Genomic DNA, 20,573 nt, shown 5'->3' with positions numbered 1-20,573 from the left:
TGATGCCTTCGGTTGGTTCAACCACTGTGGTCTATTTACCTGAAAATTGCTGTAATCTACGCTTCGACTGCTATAACTAACTAAGCAAATTCTTTTACCGGAACTTCTGTTTCGGTTTTTTTTGTAAATAATGATACCTTTAGTATTATAAAATACTTTCTTGTGCTGAGATCTAAGAAATTATGTGTGGAGTCTGGTAATTGCTGACACCGGAACACGATCTGATCGGAAACTACTATTTTGTTTCAATATTAAATATAATTTTTGACAATATGAGTCTTATGTTAATGCCAAAGTCCAAGTCTACTCATAACCTTAAGTTCTGCTGAGAACTCTTATGTGGGGTGTAGCGTCTGGTCTACTTCACAGAGTGATTCGCTTTATGCCCTAGATTTTACTTTGGAGAGTGTGCTCTGTTTACCAGATCAGTGAACACAGTCTAAGATATCTAGGAATCAGACAAATTAATATAAAGTTCTTACAAAGTTAAGCAAAAATGACCAAGATTGACTACTCTATTATTTTTAGATTGGTGTGATGATTATGCTTTGCAAACTGCATTTTCTGTGCCAGAAAAGCATACACAAACTGAGAGGGCATGCCACAGTTGAGCGCTATTAAGATCTTTCTACGAGTTAATTACGTATTTGCCGCTAAGATTTGAGCGGTGCTAGTGTGAGGATTTCCCTAGACTTTGACATCTTGACAGATCTCAGAAGTACGAATCAGGAGAAAAGACTGTGAAAATGAACTGGTTATTACCTGTTACTGTTGCAACTACTACTGTCTTCATGCTACAATCGCAAGCCCAAGCTGCGAAACTACAATTTTGGCGTTTTGATGCCAGTCAAAACCGATTAGAAATCAACACTGAAGGTGCTGTTCAACCCCAAGCGCAACTCCTGTTCAACCCCACCCGAGTGGTTATTGATTTGCCTGGAACCGACTTTGGACGTTCGCAGTTGATTCAGCCGGTGAATAGTAGTGCAATTCGTACTGTTCGTGTCGGTCAGTTTGATGGACAAACAACTCGTATAGTCATTGAACTTAGTCCAGGTTATAGCCTCGATCCAAAGCAGGTGAAATTTGAAGGCAAAAGTTCTAATCGTTGGGTAGTACAGTTACCAACTCCACAAGTTGAACAAGTTCCTTCATCTTCTGGCAACAATTCTTTTAATGTCTATAGTGTGGTAAAGCCTGACAACTCCACAGCCACTAAAGACGTAATTGTCAATACTGATTCAACACCAAGTAAAGATTTAGTTGTCAATCCTACTGATAGGTCAACGCAAAAACAAACACTTATCAGCAATGCTCAAGGATTGACTCAAATTGAGAGTTTACGTGTTACAGGTGATGGTTTGTTTGTCCGCACAAATGGTCCAAATCCTCAAATCCAGACATTTCGCAGCAGTGACAAGAGTGCTTTTAATATCGATATACTTGGTGCATCTTTGTCACCACGTTTTTCACAGCAGAATATAGCAGTCAATAAGTACGGTATAAAACGTATTGAATTCACTCAACTAAGAACAACGTCTACTGGTGTTCGTATGACGCTGTGGGTAGACAAAAGTAGCCCTGACTGGCGAGCAAGCGTGAGTAGCTTCGGCGGTTTAGTACTTCTGCCTAATGGTGATGCAAGCAAATTATCCACAGAGACTACGGGTAATAGTAGTAATCTTCCTAATTCAAACATAGCTGGGAATGTCACCCAGAGAAGCTCCAACCAAACCCCGCCAGCAAGTGACTCACTATCTACAATTGAGTCTGTAGAACTGACTGCTAGTGGTGGGCAACTCCTTATTAGAGGCGACCAACCTCTCTCGTCTACTAATAGTGGTTGGGATAGAGCTTCTGGTCTATATCGGATCATCATTCCCAATGCTAAGTTGGCAGGTAGCGTTAGAGGACCACGATTTGACGCTAGTAGTCCAGTTCTGCGCGTACGCCTGCAACAACAAGACCCCCGTAGTGTTGCCGTCTACATCCAACCAGCAGGAGGTGTGCGAATTGGACAACTCAATCAACTAACTAGTCAGCTTTTGTCTTTAGAATTACAACGCTCCTTTTCTCCATTAACTCCCCGTTTTAGTTTACCTCCCTTACCACGATCAAACCCACAACCATCATCCTTAGGATCAATGACGAACAATCAGCTGCCAATGCCGCAGATGATGCCGCAGCCAATGCCGCAGCCAATGCCGCGTCCCCGCGTGCCTAATGGACGCGTTGTCATCGTTATTGATCCAGGACATGGCGGTCACGATTCTGGCGCTCCTGGTTTGGGTGGACTGTTGGAAAAAGATGTTGTTTTACCTATTGGCAGAAGAATAGCGAGCATCTTACAGCAAAATGGCGTACAGGTTGCACTCACGCGTGATACTGACTACTTTGTGACCCTTCAGGGACGGGTGGATATGGCAACTCAAGCAAATGCTGATTTATTTGTCAGCGTTCACGCTAACTCTGTTGATCGTCGTCCTGACGTGAATGGGTTGGAAACTTACTATTATGACAGTGGGCTAGATTTGGCTCGTGTTGTCCACAGTAACATTCTCCGAAGTATCCCCACTCTCAAAGACCGGGGAGTACGCAAAGCAAGGTTCTATGTTCTCAGAAAAAGTTCTATGCCCTCGATTTTAGTAGAAACAGGTTACATGAGTGGTCAGGAGGATAATCCTAGGCTGGGAAGCCCTGAATACCAAAATAGAATGGCAGAGGCAATCGCTAATGGTATATTACTGTACTTGCGGCAAAGGTAAGTAGATAGTGAGCCACTTGCGGTGGGTAGTCGCCGAGGTTTTGGTGATTTCCACGTTTATTGTGGAACCGTTGTTCATGGTTCCCCAGCATAAGCAAAGTGGCGTATCTCCTCTACCAGACGCATCCCGATAAGCGTAAGGCGTGCACTCGCTTGCGTACTCCATAGCTCTAAGGCGTGACCGTTTCCACTAGGGTCAGTAGTGGGTAGTCGTGAGTGGAACAATTAACCACTAACAACTAAGCGCTGAGAACTACCAACTAACCATTAACGATTCATCACTAGTAGCTAACAACTAACCACTAACAACTTATTAAATTAACGATATCCGCCTGTGTTTTCATCTTTTACCTTTGAAGGTAATCTTTATGATTTTTCTGAAGCACCGCAACGTGCCCCAATTGGTATTTTTGACAGTGGTGTAGGTGGTTTAACAGTTCTACACCAACTCTACCGTCAACTCCCTAATGAATCGATTATTTACTTTGGGGATACAGCTCGACTTCCATATGGGATTCGCTCGCAAACAGAAATTTTACAGTTTGCACGTGAAATTCTCACCTGGATGCAACAACAGCATGTCAAAATGGTCGTTATGGCTTGTAACACGAGTTCGGCCTTAGCCCTGGAGGCGGTACGTGAGGAATTCTCTATGCCAATTCTCGGTCTGATCTTACCGGGAGCAAGAGCAGCAGTTAACAGTGGAAAGCGCATTGGTGTTATTGCCACTGCTGCAACCGCCAAAAGCAACGCCTATCGCCATGCTATCCTAGAGATAAATCCCAATGTCCAAGTTTGGCAAGTGAGTTGCCCAGAGTTTGTACCGCTAATTGAGCAAAACCGCATTTATGAACCCTACACACTACAAGTGGTACGCTCATATCTAGATCCACTATTGCAGCATGAAATCGACACATTAGTCTATGGCTGTACTCACTATCCTTTATTGGCACCAGTTTTGCGATCACTCCTCCATTCCCACGTCAAGCTAGTTGACCCAGCACAATATGTAGTTGCTGCTTGTGCTCAGGATTTAGATATCTTGGGCTTGAGAAATACATACCCACCTTTGCCAACTCGCTTTGCGGTCAGTGGTTGTCCACAACAATTTGCGCAGTCCTCTTTACAGTGGTTGGGTTATACTCCAGCTACTGAGCCAGTACAGTTGACAAATGTCACATTTTCTAGTTTATAATGTCTTGTTGATTAATCATTTAGTCAAGGTTTTTAACCTTGACTAAATGATTAATGAGTCATGAAGGTTAGTTGACACTACCCTATTGCGAATACGACACCACGAGATAGAAATACGCTTGTACTCATACTCTTCTACTTCTTACGCCCAATTCTCGGGCGATATGGGTGACTCATTTGGATTCTGGTTATATATTGTATACTTTGTGTTTATCGTTAGTGATTATCCGAACTTGAGATTATGCGTCCCCGTTTAGAGTGTATCCCTAAAGAGAGATTTGTGGCGGTAGTTTTTTTTCCGGTTTTCTTTGCTAGAGCTAATAGTAGATAAACCGCTAACAAATAACCAGAAGCTAATATAAAAACTATCATAGGCGTTTTCCCGTAAACCATTTTTTTACTAACACTTGTGTATAAGAAATATAAAATTCAATCAGATTTAGCAGAGTCATAACTGCACAAATTTACTGTGGATAGTTGTTTTTGACACTGCTAAATCTATAGATAGAGAGCTATCTCTCTTTCCTAGGCTTAATTTATATTCGATTTTTGTTGCAAACTATATCTGAAGCCATAGCTTAATTACTTAACAGTAATTTGTAACTACAACTTGAGCAGTCTACCTAGCCTGCATTTTTACGGAAACACTTTATTTGGTTATCCAAGCTATGCACTTTTGCGACACTAATCAAGCAGAGCATTTTTCCTTTACAAGGAAGCGCATAGTTCTAACTGTATAGGCTTATGTACTAGGAGTATAACCAATGAGATATATTCACTAAATGTAGCCTACAGTACTATATTCAAAATCACAGTACGTTATAAGTAAAAACACCAAACGGTGATTTTTCTCTAGTAATGTGAATGTCTCGAAAAAATTAAATCCCTTTATGTTAGCGTAACACAACGACCCTAAGTTTTTGGCTAATTTTTCTGCTAAATTTGAAATTTTCTATTGTACGTTATACAAGATTTAGCGAAAATCTTTCCCAGAAAATAATTGATGTATCATTGGTGACGAGTAAAGGATGTAGGACTTTTCTTGATTCGTTTTCATATCTACTTCAAAAATCTGTGGCTGAAGATAAAGTTTTGCTCAAGATACAGAAATTTTCTCAACTAGAGCAGAGGTATGCTTTGAGAATAAAAGTATAAAAAATATCTCACAAGTGAAATTCTATACTGTAATAGGCATAAGTATATTTTTGTGTTTTCATAAAAAATTAAAGTTTTGTTGACAAGATTTAGCTGCTTTGGTAGATGACACGCTACACGCGTTTCATCGCTTGTACTGAAAAACTGTGGTGCCTAACGGCAGAGATCTAGTGGGAACGACCACGCCTTACGGCTATGGGGTATCTCCTGCAAAGACGCACTTTACGCAGTTGCCTACGTCGTGGGGAGACCCTCCTCATGCGCGCTGTCTCACCAGTCGCCTATCGAGGAGCGATTACAGCAAGCGCGTTTGCGCTCTTGCCTTGGGGAGATCCAAAAAAATAAATATCCAGCCGTATGTCGCAATATTGGGACTACGACGAAAGATCTAGTTTGACGGCTGGAGATTTATTTACTGGTAAGTGCCTAGGCGCGTATCAAATTCTGGAAGAAAGCTGCCGGTCATTTGACCTACTTGTTGCAAAAGCGTCTGTAAAACTGGCGCGCAAGTGCTATGCCGAAAACTAATGATTAATGATTCATGAAAACTTTGCGCTAAGACAGGGTTATCTTAGAATAAGTGTAGGATATGTAAACTTTCGTAACTAAAGCCAGAGTCTGCCCATCCATGACCCCAGCCACCTCCCTTTTTTCCCCAGTGGAAGCCGACCTGCAAATACTAGCAGACAACTTGAAACAGCTAGTTGGAAACGGTCATCCGATCCTTTGTGCAGCAGCCGAACATCTCTTTGGAGCTGGGGGAAAGCGCATAAGACCGGCGATCGTCCTGCTGATATCGCGGGCGACCATGCTCGAACAAGACATAACGCCTCGTCACCGACGCTTAGCTGAGATTACAGAAATGATTCACACAGCAAGCTTAGTACATGACGATGTGGTAGATGAATCCGAAATGCGACGTGGTGTTCCCACTGTTCATAGTTTATTTGGCAACAGAATAGCGATCTTAGCAGGAGATTTTCTGTTTGCTCAATCTTCCTGGTATCTAGCCAATCTGGACAATTTAGATGTAGTGAAACTGCTCTCAGAGGTGATTATGGATCTGGCTAGTGGCGAGATTCAGCAGGGCTTGAATCGCTTCGATACAAACATATCGATTGACACTTACCTCAAAAAGACTTACTACAAAACAGCGTCATTAATTGCTAATAGTTCAAAAGCCGCTGGATTACTTAGCAACGTTTCCCAAGAAACAGCCGACCATTTGTATAGCTACGGACGTCACCTTGGTTTAGCATTCCAAATTGTAGATGACATTTTAGATTTCACAAGTTCGACAGATACTTTGGGTAAGCCAGCAGGATCGGATTTGAAAAGCGGTAATTTAACTGCGCCAGTTTTATTTGCATTGGAAGAAAAGCCATATTTAGAAGCTCTGATAGATAGAGAGTTTGCGCAGAAAGGAGACTTAGAGCAAGCTATATCCTTGATACACGATAGTCAAGGTATTCAGCGCTCAAGAGAGTTAGCAGAACATCATGCGAAGGTAGCTGTTGAGCATCTTGCGCATCTTCCATCCTCTGAATCTTGGCAAACCCTGATGAAGATAGCTGATTACGTACTGAGTAGGCTCTATTAAGGCAAACGAGGAAGTGAAGTAGGAAAAATTCTATGTGTTTTTTCCTTATCTTCCTCGCCCTGCACTCCTGTTGTCAGGCAAGATCTGGAGGAATTTGTTTTTTTACTCGGTTTTGCTGTAACTGTTGGTGAATTAAGTGTTGCACCTGAGCTCGTCGGACTTCGATTGAGTCGGTGGTGATGCCAGGGGTTTCAAAAAAAAACTATACTGTCTACGGGTTCCATTGCTACCAATTGGAACAAAATGTGAGTGACAGGGATTGGTGCAGCTATCAATTGAGGGTCAAGCCCAGCAGATGAACCAAGTGGGACATCCTGTATTCTAGGGAAAGCATAAATCATGCGCTTTTCCAACTGTGGATTTGCGCGATCACGGTAGGTAGTCAAAACCCAGCTCTGTTCCATGTTCTGGAGAATATAGTACTGGGAGTGGCGTAATTTCCGAGCGATCGCGCTGAGGACAGGAGCGATTGCTGTGACAAGTTGCGGAGTAACACCATCTTGGGGTGCATTGTCAATTAGCAATTGAATTTGTGCTTTTAAGTCCATAATGACCTGTAAACTGGTGAATGGGTAGTGGCAATAACATCTATCAAAAGCGAACAATCAAACAAAATTTGGCAAGATTAAATTCCGATTTATTCCATAACACACGATTTCGGCACGTTTGAGTTGTACGCAAAATCCTCAACCCAATACCCTCAGTCTTACAGGTGGTACATAACTATGTTAGGGTCTTTCTAAACACCAGACTATGAATTCAGCCGCAACCATAACAATTCAGGGAGTAAGTTCTATCGGCGTGGAGGCGATATTTCAACTCCTTTTGAAGGAGCTTCAGCAATTAACCAAAGCTTCGGAGCAAAATTGCCGCGATGTGGCAACACGAATTGCTGCCGAAGTTGATAGAATTTGCAGTGAAAGCAAGCGCATCCAAGCTGCCGGGACTGTAGAAAATTCTGCAATGACCCTTGCCCGACATCGCTTACAACAGTGTTTGAGGTACTACGAGTTGGGTTCCAATCGGGGCAGAATAGAGTTACACAGTACTTTGAGTGCGATTATTTATCGCTACATCAATCCTCCCCAAAGACAATTGAGTTATCAAGGGCGGCTCGTCGTCATCGAAGATTTCTTGCAGAGTTTTTACCTAGAGGGATTAAACGCCTTCCGACGGGAAAATCAACTAGGCACTACCTACCGTCCTCAAACACTTTTGGAATTAGCAGAATACATGGCATTCACAGAACGCTATGCTAAGCGAAGGATTCCTTTACCAGGGCGTCAACAACAGTTGATTATTCTCCGAGCACAAACATTTTCTCAACAACAACCGCCGGAAACGTGCGTAGACATAGAACAAGCAGCGGAAGGTAGTGGTAACGAAGCTGATGGCTCTTGGGAAGATCCAGCAGTGCAGCAGTTGCGAAGTGCGATGGCCACACAACCAGAGCCAGAACCTCAAGAAGATACGTTACGCTCTGTCGTGATTTCTGAACTCATGAATTATTTGGAAGAGCGGCAACAATCAGATTGTGCTGATTACTTTGCTTTGCGCCTCCAGGATTTATCAGCGCAGGAAATTGAGTCAATATTAGGCTTAACTGCTCGCCAGCGGGATTATTTGCAACAGCGCTTTAAATACCATTTAATCAGGTTTGCTTTATTGCATCGCTGGGAATTGGTTCACGAGTGGCTGGAAGCAGATTTACAGACAAATTTGGGCTTAACTCCTCAGCAATGGGAAGTGTATACGGCTCAACTGGACGAGAAACAACAGTCTTTACTAGAGTTGAAACAACAAGGTCATCCTGATGAAAAAATTGCCAAAACTTTAGGATTATCGATGGCACAAATGCAAAAACGGTGGTTTAAAATTCTTGAACAAGCTTGGGAAATTCGTAACTCTCTAATTTCCGGATCAGGTGCATCTACCCATGAATAGTGACTCAGAATCCTTACAAAACCAATTAATCGCTTGGTTGTTGGCAAAAAAGGCCCAAACCAACGATCCAAAATTGGTCAATTGTGAGGAAAATGAAGGGGTAGAACATATTAATCAAACAGCCGCCGCCTTAAACGGTGGCGCTTTTGAGTTAAGGTGTCTACCCCGAACTATTCAACTGGGAGAAATTCCTACTGTGCAAGAACGTTTCCAAGCCGTCGTTAAACGTCGGTTACAAACTCAAATTCAAAATCATCCACCGTTATTTCCTTGGGAAGCTCAGCTTATAGAGTATCCCGAATGTCTAGACAAGCCAGCGCTTGAGTTGGTTCCGGTTTGGGGCTGGGCAGTACAGCAATCGAAACTGAATTTGCCGATTCATCTGCCCGAAAGAATTTTCCAGCAATTGCTGGAGAAGTGTCAGGCGATGATTGCCTCTTCTATACCGTTAGGGGCAAAACTCGTTGCTGCTGTGGAGAGCCTCTTTCCTGAAGAATATCAAACATTGAATGACTTAGCAGGAATAGTGCTAAGAAGTCCCTCTCGTTCAGATGCTCTAGAAACTATGCCGAATCTAGAGAGTGATTACTCAGACTTACAGCCACAGCAACAGATGGCGCTTTCGTTGCTGGCGGCAAAACAGCTACTAGAAAATCTAACTCTGCCAGTTTCAGCTACCAACCCACTAGTAGAAAGACAATGGCTTACAAGTGCAGGTGTTCTGACCCTAAAGGTAGAATACCAAACTCAAGGTCAACTGACCAAGCTAAGAGTTGAAACTGAATTACCATTCAAAGCGATTGTGAACCTCCAAGGAGATGCTGCCCAAGCAACAGCTGAGTCATCAAGTCCGGGATGCCTAAGTGTAGAATTACACAATACGCAACCAAACCAGACTTATACCTTGGAAGTTGAGTTAAAAGAAATAGACCAACAACCGCTTGTATTTGTGATTGTTCCCACCTTATAAATAAGCTTGCCATCGCTAGCAATCCACGTTGATAAACGCGATTGATATAAAATGAATGTCCTGGTTTTGAAAAATCCCCCATTTTTACAAAGCGATCATTAGGGCGTCTACAGAAAGCTGTTGTGAGGAAGACACTGGCAAGTTTGGTTTTACCGACTTGTTTTGTATCTGTGGCGTCCATATCATTGCTTGACTTATATACCGATAGACTGTTTTATCATTAAGATGTCTAACAGATCTAAAAGCCAGGATGAAGTTGGTGTTTACCTGCAAGTCTTTTCTGGCGACAAAATACGCAGGAGTCGCCGTTGATGCAAGTGGAAGGTTCGATGACCTTGGGAGTGCTTGTGCTAGCGTTGGTAATTGTAGGTGTAAGAGTTGTGACGACTAATTGGGTACCGCTTAAAGCGGTGGGCGCAATTTGGAGTTACTACCCTCGCCACAATCGTGATGTCTCGGTTAGGTTCTGTATCACCATAGAAATATTGGCAGCACTGAGAGCTTTGTTTCGGCGATTTTTTGATAAGTTAAATGACAGCCTGCTGGGTTTTGTGGAGTTATTCATTCAACTCCTGTGTATTTCACAAGCTTTGATATACCTTGCTGCAAAGACTTGGGATACTTTATTGTCCAATACGGTTGATATTGCTTGGTCTTGCCCATACACTGAGTCAAACTTTAGAATTAGCCTCCAGTGCTGCTGTTATTTCTTGGAATTACCCTACTAAGCCTAGTGCTAGATTACGGTTTACGACTCGGCTTGCAAACAGTGAAATCGTTTTCGGGCACCGCCTGAAAACAAAATTAAAACAAAAACGATCTTCAAATTTTTTACTTACTGTAAACCGCCTTAGTTCAATTATGAGCCAAGGCGGTTTGATTTTGATCCGAACTACAACATCAAAGATTCGGGATTTGTCGAAATCAACTTCGCCAAATCTTTCAAGAACGCCGCAGCATCAGCACCATAGATAATGCGGTGATCACAGGTTATATTCACCTGCATCTGTTGCTTGACGCCAAATAAACCTTCAGTTGTTGCGACAATTTGCGGACGAGATGCGCCAATTGCCAAAATAGAACCTTGTCCGGGTGGTAGGATTGCATCAAATCTATCTACACCGAACATTCCTAGGTTCGATATTGTAAAGGTACCGCTGTTATACTCCTCCGGTTGCAGCTTTTTCGCTCTCGCGCGATCTACCAAAGACTTCCAATCGCGGGATAGAGAGTATATATCCGCCATATCTGCATTCTGTAATACTGGTGTAATCAATCCCCCGTCATCCATTGCCACCGCTACGGCAACATTTATACTAGAATGGTACACAATTCCTTGTTCTGAGTATCTGGCATTAAGCAGTGGGTGTTTTTGCAATGTCACCGCTACGGCTTTTGCCAGAAGGGTTGTCATAGTCACGCCTTTAGACTTAATTTGTTTATAAAGCTTGTCAAGCGCATCAGTGGTAATTGTGTAACCGATATGGATAACTGGTACGGATAAACTCGCTACCATGTTGCGTGCTACAGCATTTTGCAGGGTAGTAAAAGGTACTATTTGACCTGGTAATGCAGCGATCGCCGGCGCAGGTGCGGGTGCAGGAGCAACTTTAGTGGGTGTAGGTGGAACAGGGGTTGTGGTTGGCGTTGGTTGTGGAGGTGGAACAGGAGTGACTGTGGCGGCTTGTTTGCTAGATTTTCCTGCTGCTGCTTCTACATCCTGGGCGACAATACGACCATGAGGACCACTACCAGAGATGCCACTTAAATCTACTTTCAGTTCCTTGGCTAATTTACGGGCACGAGGTGAAACGATCACCCGACCATTTGTATGGCTGGTAGTTCCGTTTTGAGAAGCAGCGGGTGTTGCGACTGTGGTTGTTTCTGCTATTTTTGGGTTCTTAATAGCTGGAGTTGGTTCATCAATAGCCGCAGTACTCCCAGAATTCGCTTGAGCTGCACTTTCGATTTCAGCTTCGGTTTCCGTCAATAAAGCGATCGCACTTCCAACGGAGGCTGTTTCACCAGCTTGGACGATGATGTGAGCAAGATATCATTCATAGAAGGATTCCACATCCATATCTGCCTTATCTGACTCGACAACCACCACTGTTTCGCCTTTTTCCACTTTATCTCCAGGAGATTTTACCCAGGAGACGATTTTACCTTCGGTCATGGTGGAACTTAGCGCCGGCATAAATACTTCGTAAATGCTCATATAGGTGGTTTGGTGAATCGATAATTAATGGACTTTTACAGTTTGTGTTAGATCGAATTGTATCTTGACCTCGCGACCCTAGGGGCGCAGTTTTGGGAAACATAGATCTTGGGTGTACGACACTCATTCTTGAGGAAGAATTCACAAGTTAGAAGTTAGAAGTCACAATCAAATCTATTGGTATTGGGATCCCAACCAATTGTAGATACCCCCTACTCCTTTGTTGCGTCGTACAGGAGTCATTGTGACCGGAGGCGGAGCTATCCAGCGCTCCGCTCCTGAACGCCCTTCGGGTATGCGCAAAGCGTCCGCTTGCGCTTACGCCAGTCGCCTGGCTGTCGGGAAACAAGGATCGCAGCGCTGGACTCACCAGACACCTACGGAGGGAGAACGCCACATGCTAACTCCTGCACGCCTACGCTGCTTTGTAAGTCCCAAAGGGACACCCTTACGCGTATCTCCTGCACAGACGCTCTTGCAAGGCTCGATTCGTGCGCTTTGCGCTTACAAGCCGGGAAACCCTAGTCGAGCAGTGGCTCCCCTCCTGCATGCCTAGCGCTGCTCCTGACACCTTCGTTCTTTTGTTAAAAATTGACCAGGTAATAATAACATTCTTATTTTTTTTGATACCCTTACATTCTGATACCTCTAGTCACTCAATAGTGGTGAGGAACTATCTTAAGACCACAAGGTCTATTTATTTGTATTTCTCATCACGACTGTCAAAATCTAAATTCCACTCAGAAGTAAGAACAAGAACGATACCTGAATCTAAGATTCAAAATTAATATTTAACCTGATTTTAATTGGCTGTTAAATTTTATGTCGGCAAAGTTGAAGTTATTTTTGATTGTGATACTCAGTATCTTTGCCACCGCTGCTACTGGTGTTTACATCACTCAGCGCCAGCCATCTGAAGCGGTTTCTAGTTTGAACAATGGGCAAGTACCTCAGTTTTCAGATGCCAACATAGCACAGGAAATTGTCAACTCGGAGCGGGCAAATTATAACACTATACCTCTGGAAAGTATTAACTCTCCTCTCCAAGGTAGTGATCCAGCAGATCTTGCGGTCAATGCCTTTGATAACATGGATTCAACCTTAAAAACTCGCAAGGTTGAGGTGTTTTATCCCTACCCCAATCAAGCGTTAGTAACAATCACGCAAATTGAGCCAGCAAAGAATTTTCTCAAAGCAATCAAATATCGAGTTGAACTGACAACCTTTGGGCGATCATTTTTTGTAAGTTCCCCTCGTGTATGGCAAATTGTTTGGGCTGGCTCCCAGGTACAATGTATATCTGGAAGCAGCCTTCTCAAACGACAGTCAACCCAAATCTGTCAATAGTTATTTGTTCTTAGTCTTAGTCACTCTATAACAACCAAGAATAAAGGACAAATTTAAATATCACCGCGAATTTCTTCTACAACACCATCACGTAACACAACTTCTACGTTCAATTTGTTAATCAAGTTATCACCTGGTTCCACGTGAAAAAAGCTTTCCATTTGAAATTGGTTAACTTCTTGATCCAACTCTAAAAACTGGACTTGCTGGAGATTTTGCAGACTTTGATTTTTTTGCTCCAAAAGTTCACTTTTCTTTTGATTAACTTGACCTTGAATATTCTCAATTTGTTGCAGGGTTTGGGGACCTGGTGGTTGCAGACTCTGCTTTTGAACTGCTGAAATCGCCCGCTGTCCTTCCATGTCGATTTGTTGCAGTTGCTGGTCAATTTGATTAATTTGCGCTTGCAGTTGCTGCTGCACTTCGTCTTTCCAAAGAGGAGTGACGATCGCTTTGACGTTAACAACCCGTTTTAGCAGCAGTTGAGATTTCGAGGCATCCATAAATGTTTCACGTTCACTCTATAATTTGCAGGTGGAATCTAATCAGGCAAACATTGGGTTAATAATATCGTGATAGCGCTCCATCACGACCTGTCGCCTAATTTTCAGTGTTTGTGTCATCAAACCATTTTCTGGTGAAAACGGCTCTAGAATCAGCTTGAACGGACCAATGCGGTCATCCGGTCGATAACCTGGACGGTTTTGCACTTCCCGAATCAATTCTTGCCGAAATAAATCCTGAATTATTTTACTCTCCAAGGTGACTTCCGTCTTGCCTGCGGGATCTTCAGTACTTATTTGTTTGACGGCTTCATCGCTTGAAGGTAGATGCAGATTTTTAGCTTGAAGCCATTTTTCTAGGGCTAACAAATTGGGGACGATCAATGCACCGAGACTGCGTTGGTCTTGTCCAACAAGCATTATCTGATCTATGTAGGGCGATCGCAAACACGCATCTTCAATTGGCTGCGGCTCGATATTTTCCCCATTGGTTAATACAATCGTATCCTTTGCTCGTCCGGTCAGAACCAAGTCATTTTGTGGTGTCACCCAACCCAAATCACCGCTATCAAACCAACCGTCCTTGTCAATTGCTTTGGCTGTTGCTTCAGGATTTTGGAAATAGCCTTGCATAATTTGTGGTCCTCGCAGCATCACCAAACCTCGGTTCCCAAGTGGCACAGGTTTGCGAGTTTCCGGATCTAGTATTTTCGTTTCTGTACCTGGTACTGGTTCCCCAGATGAACCGCGCACATTATGCCAAGGACGACGCACATGTACGATGGGAGAAGTTTCCGTCAAGCCATAGCCCTGCAAAATCTCTACATTAATAATTTCAAAAAACTCATCTATATACTTGGGAAGTGCGCCGCCACCGCTAATCATCTGTTTTATTTCTCCCCCAGTTGCTTCTCGTACCTTGGCATAAACAAGCCGTTCTCCCAAAGCGTGGAGAGGAAACAAAGCTGATGCTTGTATACTAGCTGCTAATCGCTCGACCGTTGAGGGGTTGAGATTTTCTAAACTCGCTCCTTGGGCGATTCGCCGCGCTTTAATATACTTTTGGCTAACACCCAAAAGGTAGTCAATTAGGCGTTGCTTGTTTGCTGGTTGTTCGCGAAACTGCTTTTGTACCCCCTCATAAATTGATTCCAATAACCGGGGTACACACACCATGTAATTAGGTTTAAATTCTTTCAAATCCCCTTTAACAGACCGCAGGTGAGTGTAAATTTGGGTACAACCTTGAGATAGTAAGAAGTATTCACACGTGCGTTCATAGCTGTGCCAACTGGGGAGAATACTGAGAACAACTTCTCCTGGCTTTGGTTGCAATACCGTTCCACATACTACCATTTGGTGCATCAAATTACCGTGAGAAAGCATCACCCCTTTGGGTTTCCCTGTAGTACCAGAAGTATATATAAGTGTTGCCAAAGTATCGTGATTTTGCTTAACTGGTGTCAAGCTATGCTGTGTCCCAATTTCAAGCAATTGAGTAAAGTTTACTATTTTCAGGGTTTCATCTGTTGGTGCGGCTTCATCACTCAGCAAGATGACCAATTGAATTGGCAAATCACCAAGACGCTGTTTAAGCTTGTTGAAAGTTTTTAAATCTTCCACCACTAGCGCTGTACTACCACTATTTCCCAAGATAAATACAAGTTCTTCTCGTTCTGCTTGGGAGCTACGAACTGCATCAACCGCCCCAGCAGTCATAATGCCTTGATCTGCAATGAACCAGCGCGGACTATTATCCGAAATCAGGGAGACACGCTCTGTTGGTTTCACCCCCAATGCTTGCAATCCTGCAGCAAAATATTGAATTTTTTGAAAGAGTTGCGTATATGTAATAACAACTTCTGGTTTAGCATGAGGATCGCGAAGAGCAATAGTATCACCACATCGCTTTGCTACCAACGGCCATATTTCTGGCAGTGAATTTAAGTTGGAGTAATCTGCCAAACGCTGTAAATTCAAGCGCTCTAGCTCAGAAAGGTTAGAGATTATAGAAGAAATCTCGTATGTTTTCGACATAACACCTCTCCCAAATAGAAAATTGTTTATATCTCCAGCATATTCCGATCTGTGGTTCAAATAGTAAATTGAAAATGACACATTTTATTTTGTCTATAGCAATGCTCAAAATTTGATGAATCTATTGATTAACAAAAGTTTATGTTATAGTGAATTTATCTGAGAGAGAAGCAAGGCCAAATTTTGCTTTTAACTTGTTACAGAAATATTGCTTTTGAATAAAAGCAACAAGCACCTCATTTGTAAAAGTAAAGTCACGACCTATGCCTTTGATAGACATTTTGCTGTTGACGGTAATAAATATTGTTGCATGTCTTGTATTTCCTAAACTCATATCTGTCATTCTGGCTACTTTCACTAGGCAGAATCAGTTATTGCAGAGTACCTTAACAAGGCAAAAAGAGGTAATTTCAATTACCAGTTTTCCGTATTGCACAAGTTACACCTTGACAAAAGAACCGTTTTGTAAATTCCGTCCCAGTTTTTGTGACAGGTGTTCTCCTGGTTAATAGGGTAAAGTTATCAGTTAACTTATGCGTAAATCAAGACATCAGATTTGTATCTATCCTGTATAGAAACTTAATAAATCTTCACGGTTAACTGATAACTCAATTTGCTTATTTCTAAAATAATTATTCAGTCTATAGTTAGAATCAAAAACTCTTATAGTAAAAGTTACTTATAGATATAACAAGAAATTCAAATTCTGCTTTTGGTTATTTCAACGAATTTTGTTTAAAAATAAAAATATATAAAGAGCACCTTCATAAAAAAGGGAATTATCTATGAGTTTGATAGACGGTTTATTCCTAACCTTGATAAACGTTGTAGTCTGTCTTGCGTTTCCCAAGTTACTATCAGTCATGTTGAATCTTAAGAATAAACGCTTTGAATCATCACAGGTTACTTTGTCCTCAACCGGTGCGAAATCTTAGGTGGTCAGTTCTCCTTACAGAATTTGAAGCACAAAACGGTGGAAGCGTCAATAAGAAAACTATAAATGCACACAAAACCATTTGTGTGCATTTATGTTTATCTATCTATCTTTATTACAGCAGTTTTCATTTATTGAAACTAGTAGTCTGTGGGTTTTTGCGCCTGATGCACAAGACAATTTAAATGTCACGCATTTAAATTACATTTTTGAATGACTTGGTGAGGTGATGATGGAAGAACGAAAATCGTTTCAACCACTTAACTTATTTGAATACGAACAGCTAGCGACCAAATCTCTGTCTCAAATGGCTTTGGACTACTACGCTAGCGGTGCATGGGATGAAGTGACACTGCGGGATAACCGCGCTGCTTTTGAAAAATTTAAACTTCGTCCGCGATCGCTTGTAGATGTCAGTCAGCGCAACCTAGCAACTGAGGTTTTAGCTCAACCGCTTCAAATACCTTTGTTGATTGCTCCGATGGCGTTTCAATGTCTTGCCAATCCACAAGGAGAAGTTGCAACAGCAACAGCCGCTGCATCTGCTGGTGTTGGCATGGTGTTGAGTACTCTTTCTACCAAAAGCATAGAAGAAGTAGCAGCAGTACGTCACGACACAAATCTTCAAACTCCCCAATGGTTCCAGCTTTACATCCACAAAGACCGAGGACTAACTCGTGCCTTGGTTGAAAGAGCTTATACTGCAGGCTATAAAGCACTTTGTATAACTGTAGACGCTCCTGTTTTGGGACGGCGAGAACGAGACAAGCGCAATGAGTTTGCTCTACCACCAGATATGCAATTGGCTAATCTCACAAATTTATCAGGGTTGAACATTCCTCAAAAACAAGGGGAATCTGGATTGTTTACTTATTTTGCTCAGCAACTTGACCCTGCAGTTACGTGGCAAGATTTAGAATGGCTTGAGTCTTTATGTCCGCTTCCCTTGGTGGTGAAAGGAATTTTACGGGCAGATGATGCTGTTCGTGCTGTCGAGTCTGGAGCAAAAGCAATTGTTGTGTCTAATCACGGTGGGCGTCAATTAGATGGAGCGATCGCATCTATTGACGCTTTGGCTGAAGTGGTAGATGCTGTGGGCGATCGCGCTGAAGTATTATTAGATGGTGGTATCCGTAGAGGTACTGATATCCTCAAAGCTTTAGCACTGGGAGCAAAAGCAGTGCTTGTGGGACGTCCTGTGTTGTGGGGATTAGCCGTAGCAGGAGAAGCAGGCGTCGCTCATGTCATTGATATTCTCCGAGATGAATTAGATGTGGCTATGGCGCTCAGTGGTTGTGCGAGTTTGGAAAAGATTGACTCTAGTTTGTTATTTTGCGAAAAGCATCGCTCTAGATAACAGATGAAATACTTTTCCTTTTGCTGCGGGGTAAATTTACCTGGGGTAGGTTGAAAGCCCCTCAGTAAGAATCTTGGCTCAACCGAGCCTATTGATTTTTCATTGGCATACTGTTCACCCTGTATCACAGCGTACACCTTGATTGTCCTTGCGTCTTTGTCAAGATTTTGAGATATTAAATTGAAAAATTAATTCAGATAAATACTTATGGCAACCGAGCAAGAGCTTCAATCTCTTTTTAATACTTTAGATACCGATCAAGATGGCAAAGTCTCCCTTAATGAGCTTTTTTCCAGTCCTGGCTTAAGTGCGGTTATCTTGGCAGAAACAGGTGCGAGTAGCCCTCAAGAGTTACTAGCACAGTATAATTCAAACGGTGGTATTACCTTTGAAGAGTTAAAGGAAGCAGTTAAAAAAGCAAGTAATTTTAACTAGGAGCTAGACTCTAATACTGTTTCACATTACCAATATGACTTCAACCTGTCCCAGTGGCGGGTTTTATTGTTCCAATATTAAAAAAGTTCTAAATAGTGCGTTGACACTCCCCTGCCGTCATGCGAGGGGATTCTACATTCATCGTCAAAACTTGCTCTAGCAGGCTTGCACCAACTAGCGTAGCGGTTCCGACTCCTGTAGCGTTACTTCGGGACTGCCCGTCCCTAGCTCTCGCAAGATTTAGAATATTTATTGCTGCGTTCACGTCCCTTTGCAACTTGCAGCCACAACTGCATTTATGCGTTCTAGTTGAAAGGGACTTTTTCACAATTGCGCCACAGTCAGAGCATTAGGACAGTACTGAAGCAGGGTTTCCCTCACTTGGTATCTGTCCGTCCCCTGCCTGAAGTACGTTTGCGCAGCGTCCCTTTTAGGGACTAGAACGGTACTACGTACCTGCTTCTCAGGGGTTTTCAGCCTACTACCTTATAAGACATATTTGCGCACTCATCTAGAGTTTGAAAAACCCCAGAAGCGGTGATTGAGTGAGAGTGCAATCTTGTCAATGAGTATGATTACTTTTAGGCTGACTTTGAAATGGTGGTTTGCTGACTCCTGATGCGTATATCCGCGCCTATTGTCAAATAAAAATTACAAAGGGCACACTTTTGTCTCAAAACCTGGTATGAGTACTCAAGAACCGTAATTTAACAACGAATCTTTATAACAGTACTTTTTAAATATGGAACAAGTGCGTCACCCACTCTTTCTTCTCACCTTACCCCTTGCAGCCGTATTCAGCTTGACCTACCTTACCGTAGCCAAAGCACAAATCACTCCTGATAACAGTCTCGGTGCAGAAAATTCTGTTGTCACTCCCAATGTTGAGATTAAGGGTATTCCTAGCGACAGGATTGATGGGGGCGCAACTCGTGGGGCGAATTTGTTTCACAGTTTTCAAGAATTTAATATCAATGCTGGTAGAGGAGCTTATTTTTCCAATCCAGCGGGAATTGCAAACATACTCACCAGAGTGACTGGGGGTAATGTCTCGAATATTCAAGGTGTTTTGGGTGTGTTGGGCAAAGCGAACTTGTTCTTGATCAACCCGAATGGAATTCTGTTTGGACCAAATGCCCGGTTGGATGTGGGTGGTTCTTTTTTGGGAAGTACGGCAAATAGTTTGATTTTTAAGAATAATTTTGAGTTTAGTGCGACGAATCCGCAAGCACCGCCATTGTTAACGATAAATGTTCCGATTGGCTTGGGATTTCGGAATAATCCGGGAAATATCACCAATCAGTCCAATCAGCCGACAATTGTTGATAATAGTGGCAATCCTATTGGTCTGACTGTTCCTTCTGGAAACTCTTTAGCACTAGTTGGTGGTGACATCAATTCAGATGATGGGAGAATCACAGTACCAGGCGGACGAGTGGAGTTAGGAGGATTGGCAGGGGCGGGAACTGTTGGACTAGATGTTAGTGGTAATACTTTTAAACTTAATTTCCCGAATGATAGTTTGCTGTCGAATATCACCCTGGCTAATGATGCACGAGTAGCTGTGCGGGGGAATGGAGGAGGAGACATTGTAGTTAATGCAAATACTTTTACTGCAACCAATGGTGGACGGTTGACAGCCGGAACTGAGGGAGTGGGAAACGCAGGGGATATTACTGTTAATGTAAATAATTTCAATATCTCTGGTATTGGGCTGAGTCAAACAGAGAGTGGTGTGTATAACCAGACAATTGATGGTGCTTCTGGTAATGCTGGGAATATTTTTATCAATAGCAAATCCTTTAATGCTTCATCGAACGCTGTCGTGCGCAGTCGAGTACTAGCAGGATCACAAGGCGATGGTGGCAATATCAACATTACAACTGGCTCTTTCTCACTTACTGATGGTGCTCTACTGAGTGCCAGCACTTATGGAGAAGGAAATGCGGGTAATGTGTCAGTCCGAGCCAACGATTCTGTTTCACTTGTAAATGCGAACATCTTCAGCACAGTGGAAGCAGGAGGTGAGGGCAAAGGTGGCAATATCGACATCAAGGCTGCAACACTATCACTCAAAGATGGTGCTCAACTGCGAACCTTAGTTAGTGAAGCATC

General features: G+C 42.7%; 15 protein-coding genes and 3 pseudogenes. 11 read left to right on the top strand and 7 right to left on the bottom strand.

What is annotated here, in order from left to right:
- The first annotated feature begins 746 nt into the window (after positions 1-746).
- The 3 genes from AC5590_RS00165 (at position 747) to sds (ending at position 6,713) form a co-directional block, all read left to right on the top strand.
- Positions 747-2,765 carry an N-acetylmuramoyl-L-alanine amidase gene (locus AC5590_RS00165; RefSeq protein ID WP_211178677.1) on the top strand — a complete coding sequence of 673 codons (2,019 nt, stop codon included), beginning with the start codon at positions 747-749 and terminating at the stop codon, positions 2,763-2,765.
- Between the two features lie 333 nt (positions 2,766-3,098).
- Positions 3,099-3,959 carry a glutamate racemase gene (gene murI / locus AC5590_RS00160; protein WP_169267791.1) on the top strand — a complete coding sequence of 287 codons (861 nt, stop codon included), beginning with the start codon at positions 3,099-3,101 and terminating at the stop codon, positions 3,957-3,959.
- 1,782 nt (positions 3,960-5,741) lie between these two features.
- A complete protein-coding gene (gene sds, locus AC5590_RS00155) occupies positions 5,742-6,713 on the top strand; it encodes a solanesyl diphosphate synthase (RefSeq protein WP_169267790.1) in 972 nt (323 codons plus the stop codon).
- 73 nt (positions 6,714-6,786) lie between these two features.
- Here the strand turns inward: sds and AC5590_RS00150 are convergent.
- A pseudogene (locus tag AC5590_RS00150) lies at positions 6,787-7,261 on the bottom strand (hypothetical protein).
- Positions 7,262-7,466: 205 nt separating this feature from the next.
- Between AC5590_RS00150 and hetZ the strand changes: the two are divergent.
- The 3 genes from hetZ (at position 7,467) to AC5590_RS00135 (ending at position 10,355) form a co-directional block, all read left to right on the top strand.
- Positions 7,467-8,657 (top strand): heterocyst differentiation protein HetZ, encoded by a 1,191-nt coding sequence (gene hetZ / locus AC5590_RS00145; protein ID WP_169267789.1) that lies wholly within the window; start codon positions 7,467-7,469, stop codon positions 8,655-8,657.
- The gene (locus AC5590_RS00140; protein WP_169267788.1) at positions 8,650-9,627 is read left to right on the top strand and encodes a PatU; all 978 of its coding nucleotides are present in this window, start codon (positions 8,650-8,652) and stop codon (positions 9,625-9,627) included. The genes hetZ and AC5590_RS00140 overlap by 8 nt, the downstream gene beginning before the upstream one ends.
- A gap of 308 nt (positions 9,628-9,935) precedes the next feature.
- Positions 9,936-10,355 carry a hypothetical protein gene (locus AC5590_RS00135; RefSeq protein ID WP_169267787.1) on the top strand — a complete coding sequence of 140 codons (420 nt, stop codon included), beginning with the start codon at positions 9,936-9,938 and terminating at the stop codon, positions 10,353-10,355.
- A 164-nt stretch (positions 10,356-10,519) separates the two neighbouring features.
- On the opposite strand, the gene AC5590_RS00130 is transcribed toward AC5590_RS00135, so the two are convergent.
- Positions 10,520-11,596: a dihydrolipoamide acetyltransferase family protein gene (locus AC5590_RS00130; RefSeq protein ID WP_370460838.1), complete on the bottom strand. Its 1,077-nt coding sequence runs from the start codon at positions 11,594-11,596 to the stop codon at positions 10,520-10,522.
- Positions 11,584-11,803, bottom strand: a pseudogene (locus AC5590_RS00125) (biotin/lipoyl-containing protein); the annotation flags it as partial. The gene AC5590_RS00130 and the pseudogene AC5590_RS00125, both read right to left, overlap by 13 nt.
- 262 nt (positions 11,804-12,065) lie before the next feature.
- Between AC5590_RS00125 and AC5590_RS00120 the strand changes: the two are divergent.
- Both AC5590_RS00120 and AC5590_RS00115 read left to right on the top strand, forming a co-directional pair.
- Positions 12,066-12,401, top strand: coding sequence for a hypothetical protein (locus AC5590_RS00120; protein ID WP_169267786.1), 336 nt, complete (start codon positions 12,066-12,068; stop codon positions 12,399-12,401).
- 266 nt (positions 12,402-12,667) lie between these two features.
- The gene (locus AC5590_RS00115) at positions 12,668-13,192 is read left to right on the top strand and encodes a hypothetical protein (protein WP_169267785.1); all 525 of its coding nucleotides are present in this window, start codon (positions 12,668-12,670) and stop codon (positions 13,190-13,192) included.
- 53 nt (positions 13,193-13,245) lie between these two features.
- Here AC5590_RS00115 and AC5590_RS00110 read toward each other — a convergent pair whose 3' ends face one another.
- The 3 genes from AC5590_RS00110 to AC5590_RS00100 form a co-directional block, all read right to left on the bottom strand.
- Positions 13,246-13,695, bottom strand: a complete 450-nt coding sequence (locus AC5590_RS00110) for a YlqD family protein (protein ID WP_169267784.1) — start codon at positions 13,693-13,695, stop codon at positions 13,246-13,248.
- Between the two features lie 42 nt (positions 13,696-13,737).
- A complete protein-coding gene (locus AC5590_RS00105) occupies positions 13,738-15,732 on the bottom strand; it encodes an AMP-dependent synthetase/ligase (RefSeq protein ID WP_169267783.1) in 1,995 nt (664 codons plus the stop codon).
- A 139-nt stretch (positions 15,733-15,871) separates the two neighbouring features.
- A complete protein-coding gene (locus AC5590_RS00100; protein WP_169267782.1) occupies positions 15,872-16,090 on the bottom strand; it encodes a hypothetical protein in 219 nt (72 codons plus the stop codon).
- A gap of 805 nt (positions 16,091-16,895) precedes the next feature.
- Between AC5590_RS00100 and AC5590_RS00095 the strand changes: the two genes are divergently transcribed.
- Positions 16,896-18,023 carry an alpha-hydroxy acid oxidase gene (locus AC5590_RS00095; RefSeq protein ID WP_211178675.1) on the top strand — a complete coding sequence of 376 codons (1,128 nt, stop codon included), beginning with the start codon at positions 16,896-16,898 and terminating at the stop codon, positions 18,021-18,023.
- A 207-nt stretch (positions 18,024-18,230) separates the two neighbouring features.
- Entirely contained in the window at positions 18,231-18,458 is a 228-nt protein-coding gene (locus AC5590_RS00090) for an EF-hand domain-containing protein (RefSeq protein WP_169267781.1), read from the top strand.
- A gap of 88 nt (positions 18,459-18,546) precedes the next feature.
- Here the strand turns inward: AC5590_RS00090 and AC5590_RS00085 are convergent.
- Positions 18,547-18,807, bottom strand: a pseudogene (locus tag AC5590_RS00085) (zinc ribbon domain-containing protein); the annotation flags it as partial.
- 393 nt (positions 18,808-19,200) lie between these two features.
- Here AC5590_RS00085 and AC5590_RS00080 point away from each other — a divergent pair.
- A partial coding sequence (locus AC5590_RS00080) for a filamentous hemagglutinin N-terminal domain-containing protein (RefSeq protein WP_169267780.1) occupies positions 19,201-20,573 on the top strand: 1,373 nt, incomplete at its 3' end.

The sequence above is a fragment of the Brasilonema octagenarum UFV-OR1 genome (genome assembly GCF_963888615.1).
GTDB lineage: Bacteria > Cyanobacteriota > Cyanobacteriia > Cyanobacteriales > Nostocaceae > Brasilonema > Brasilonema sennae.
The sequence above is the reverse complement of the archived record's forward strand: the minus strand, read 5'-3'. Positions and strand labels throughout refer to the sequence as shown.

Coding starts and splice junctions, on each gene's coding strand:
- sds (WP_169267790.1), top strand. CDS start 5,742: ATGACCCCAGCCACCTCCCTTTTTTCCCCAGTGGAAGCCGACCTGCAA.
- AC5590_RS00110 (WP_169267784.1), bottom strand. CDS start 13,695: ATGGATGCCTCGAAATCTCAACTGCTGCTAAAACGGGTTGTTAACGTC.
- AC5590_RS00115 (WP_169267785.1), top strand. CDS start 12,668: ATGTCGGCAAAGTTGAAGTTATTTTTGATTGTGATACTCAGTATCTTT.
- AC5590_RS00105 (WP_169267783.1), bottom strand. CDS start 15,732: ATGTCGAAAACATACGAGATTTCTTCTATAATCTCTAACCTTTCTGAG.
- AC5590_RS00090 (WP_169267781.1), top strand. CDS start 18,231: ATGGCAACCGAGCAAGAGCTTCAATCTCTTTTTAATACTTTAGATACC.
- AC5590_RS00165 (WP_211178677.1), top strand. CDS start 747: ATGAACTGGTTATTACCTGTTACTGTTGCAACTACTACTGTCTTCATG.
- AC5590_RS00095 (WP_211178675.1), top strand. CDS start 16,896: ATGATGGAAGAACGAAAATCGTTTCAACCACTTAACTTATTTGAATAC.
- AC5590_RS00140 (WP_169267788.1), top strand. CDS start 8,650: ATGAATAGTGACTCAGAATCCTTACAAAACCAATTAATCGCTTGGTTG.
- hetZ (WP_169267789.1), top strand. CDS start 7,467: ATGAATTCAGCCGCAACCATAACAATTCAGGGAGTAAGTTCTATCGGC.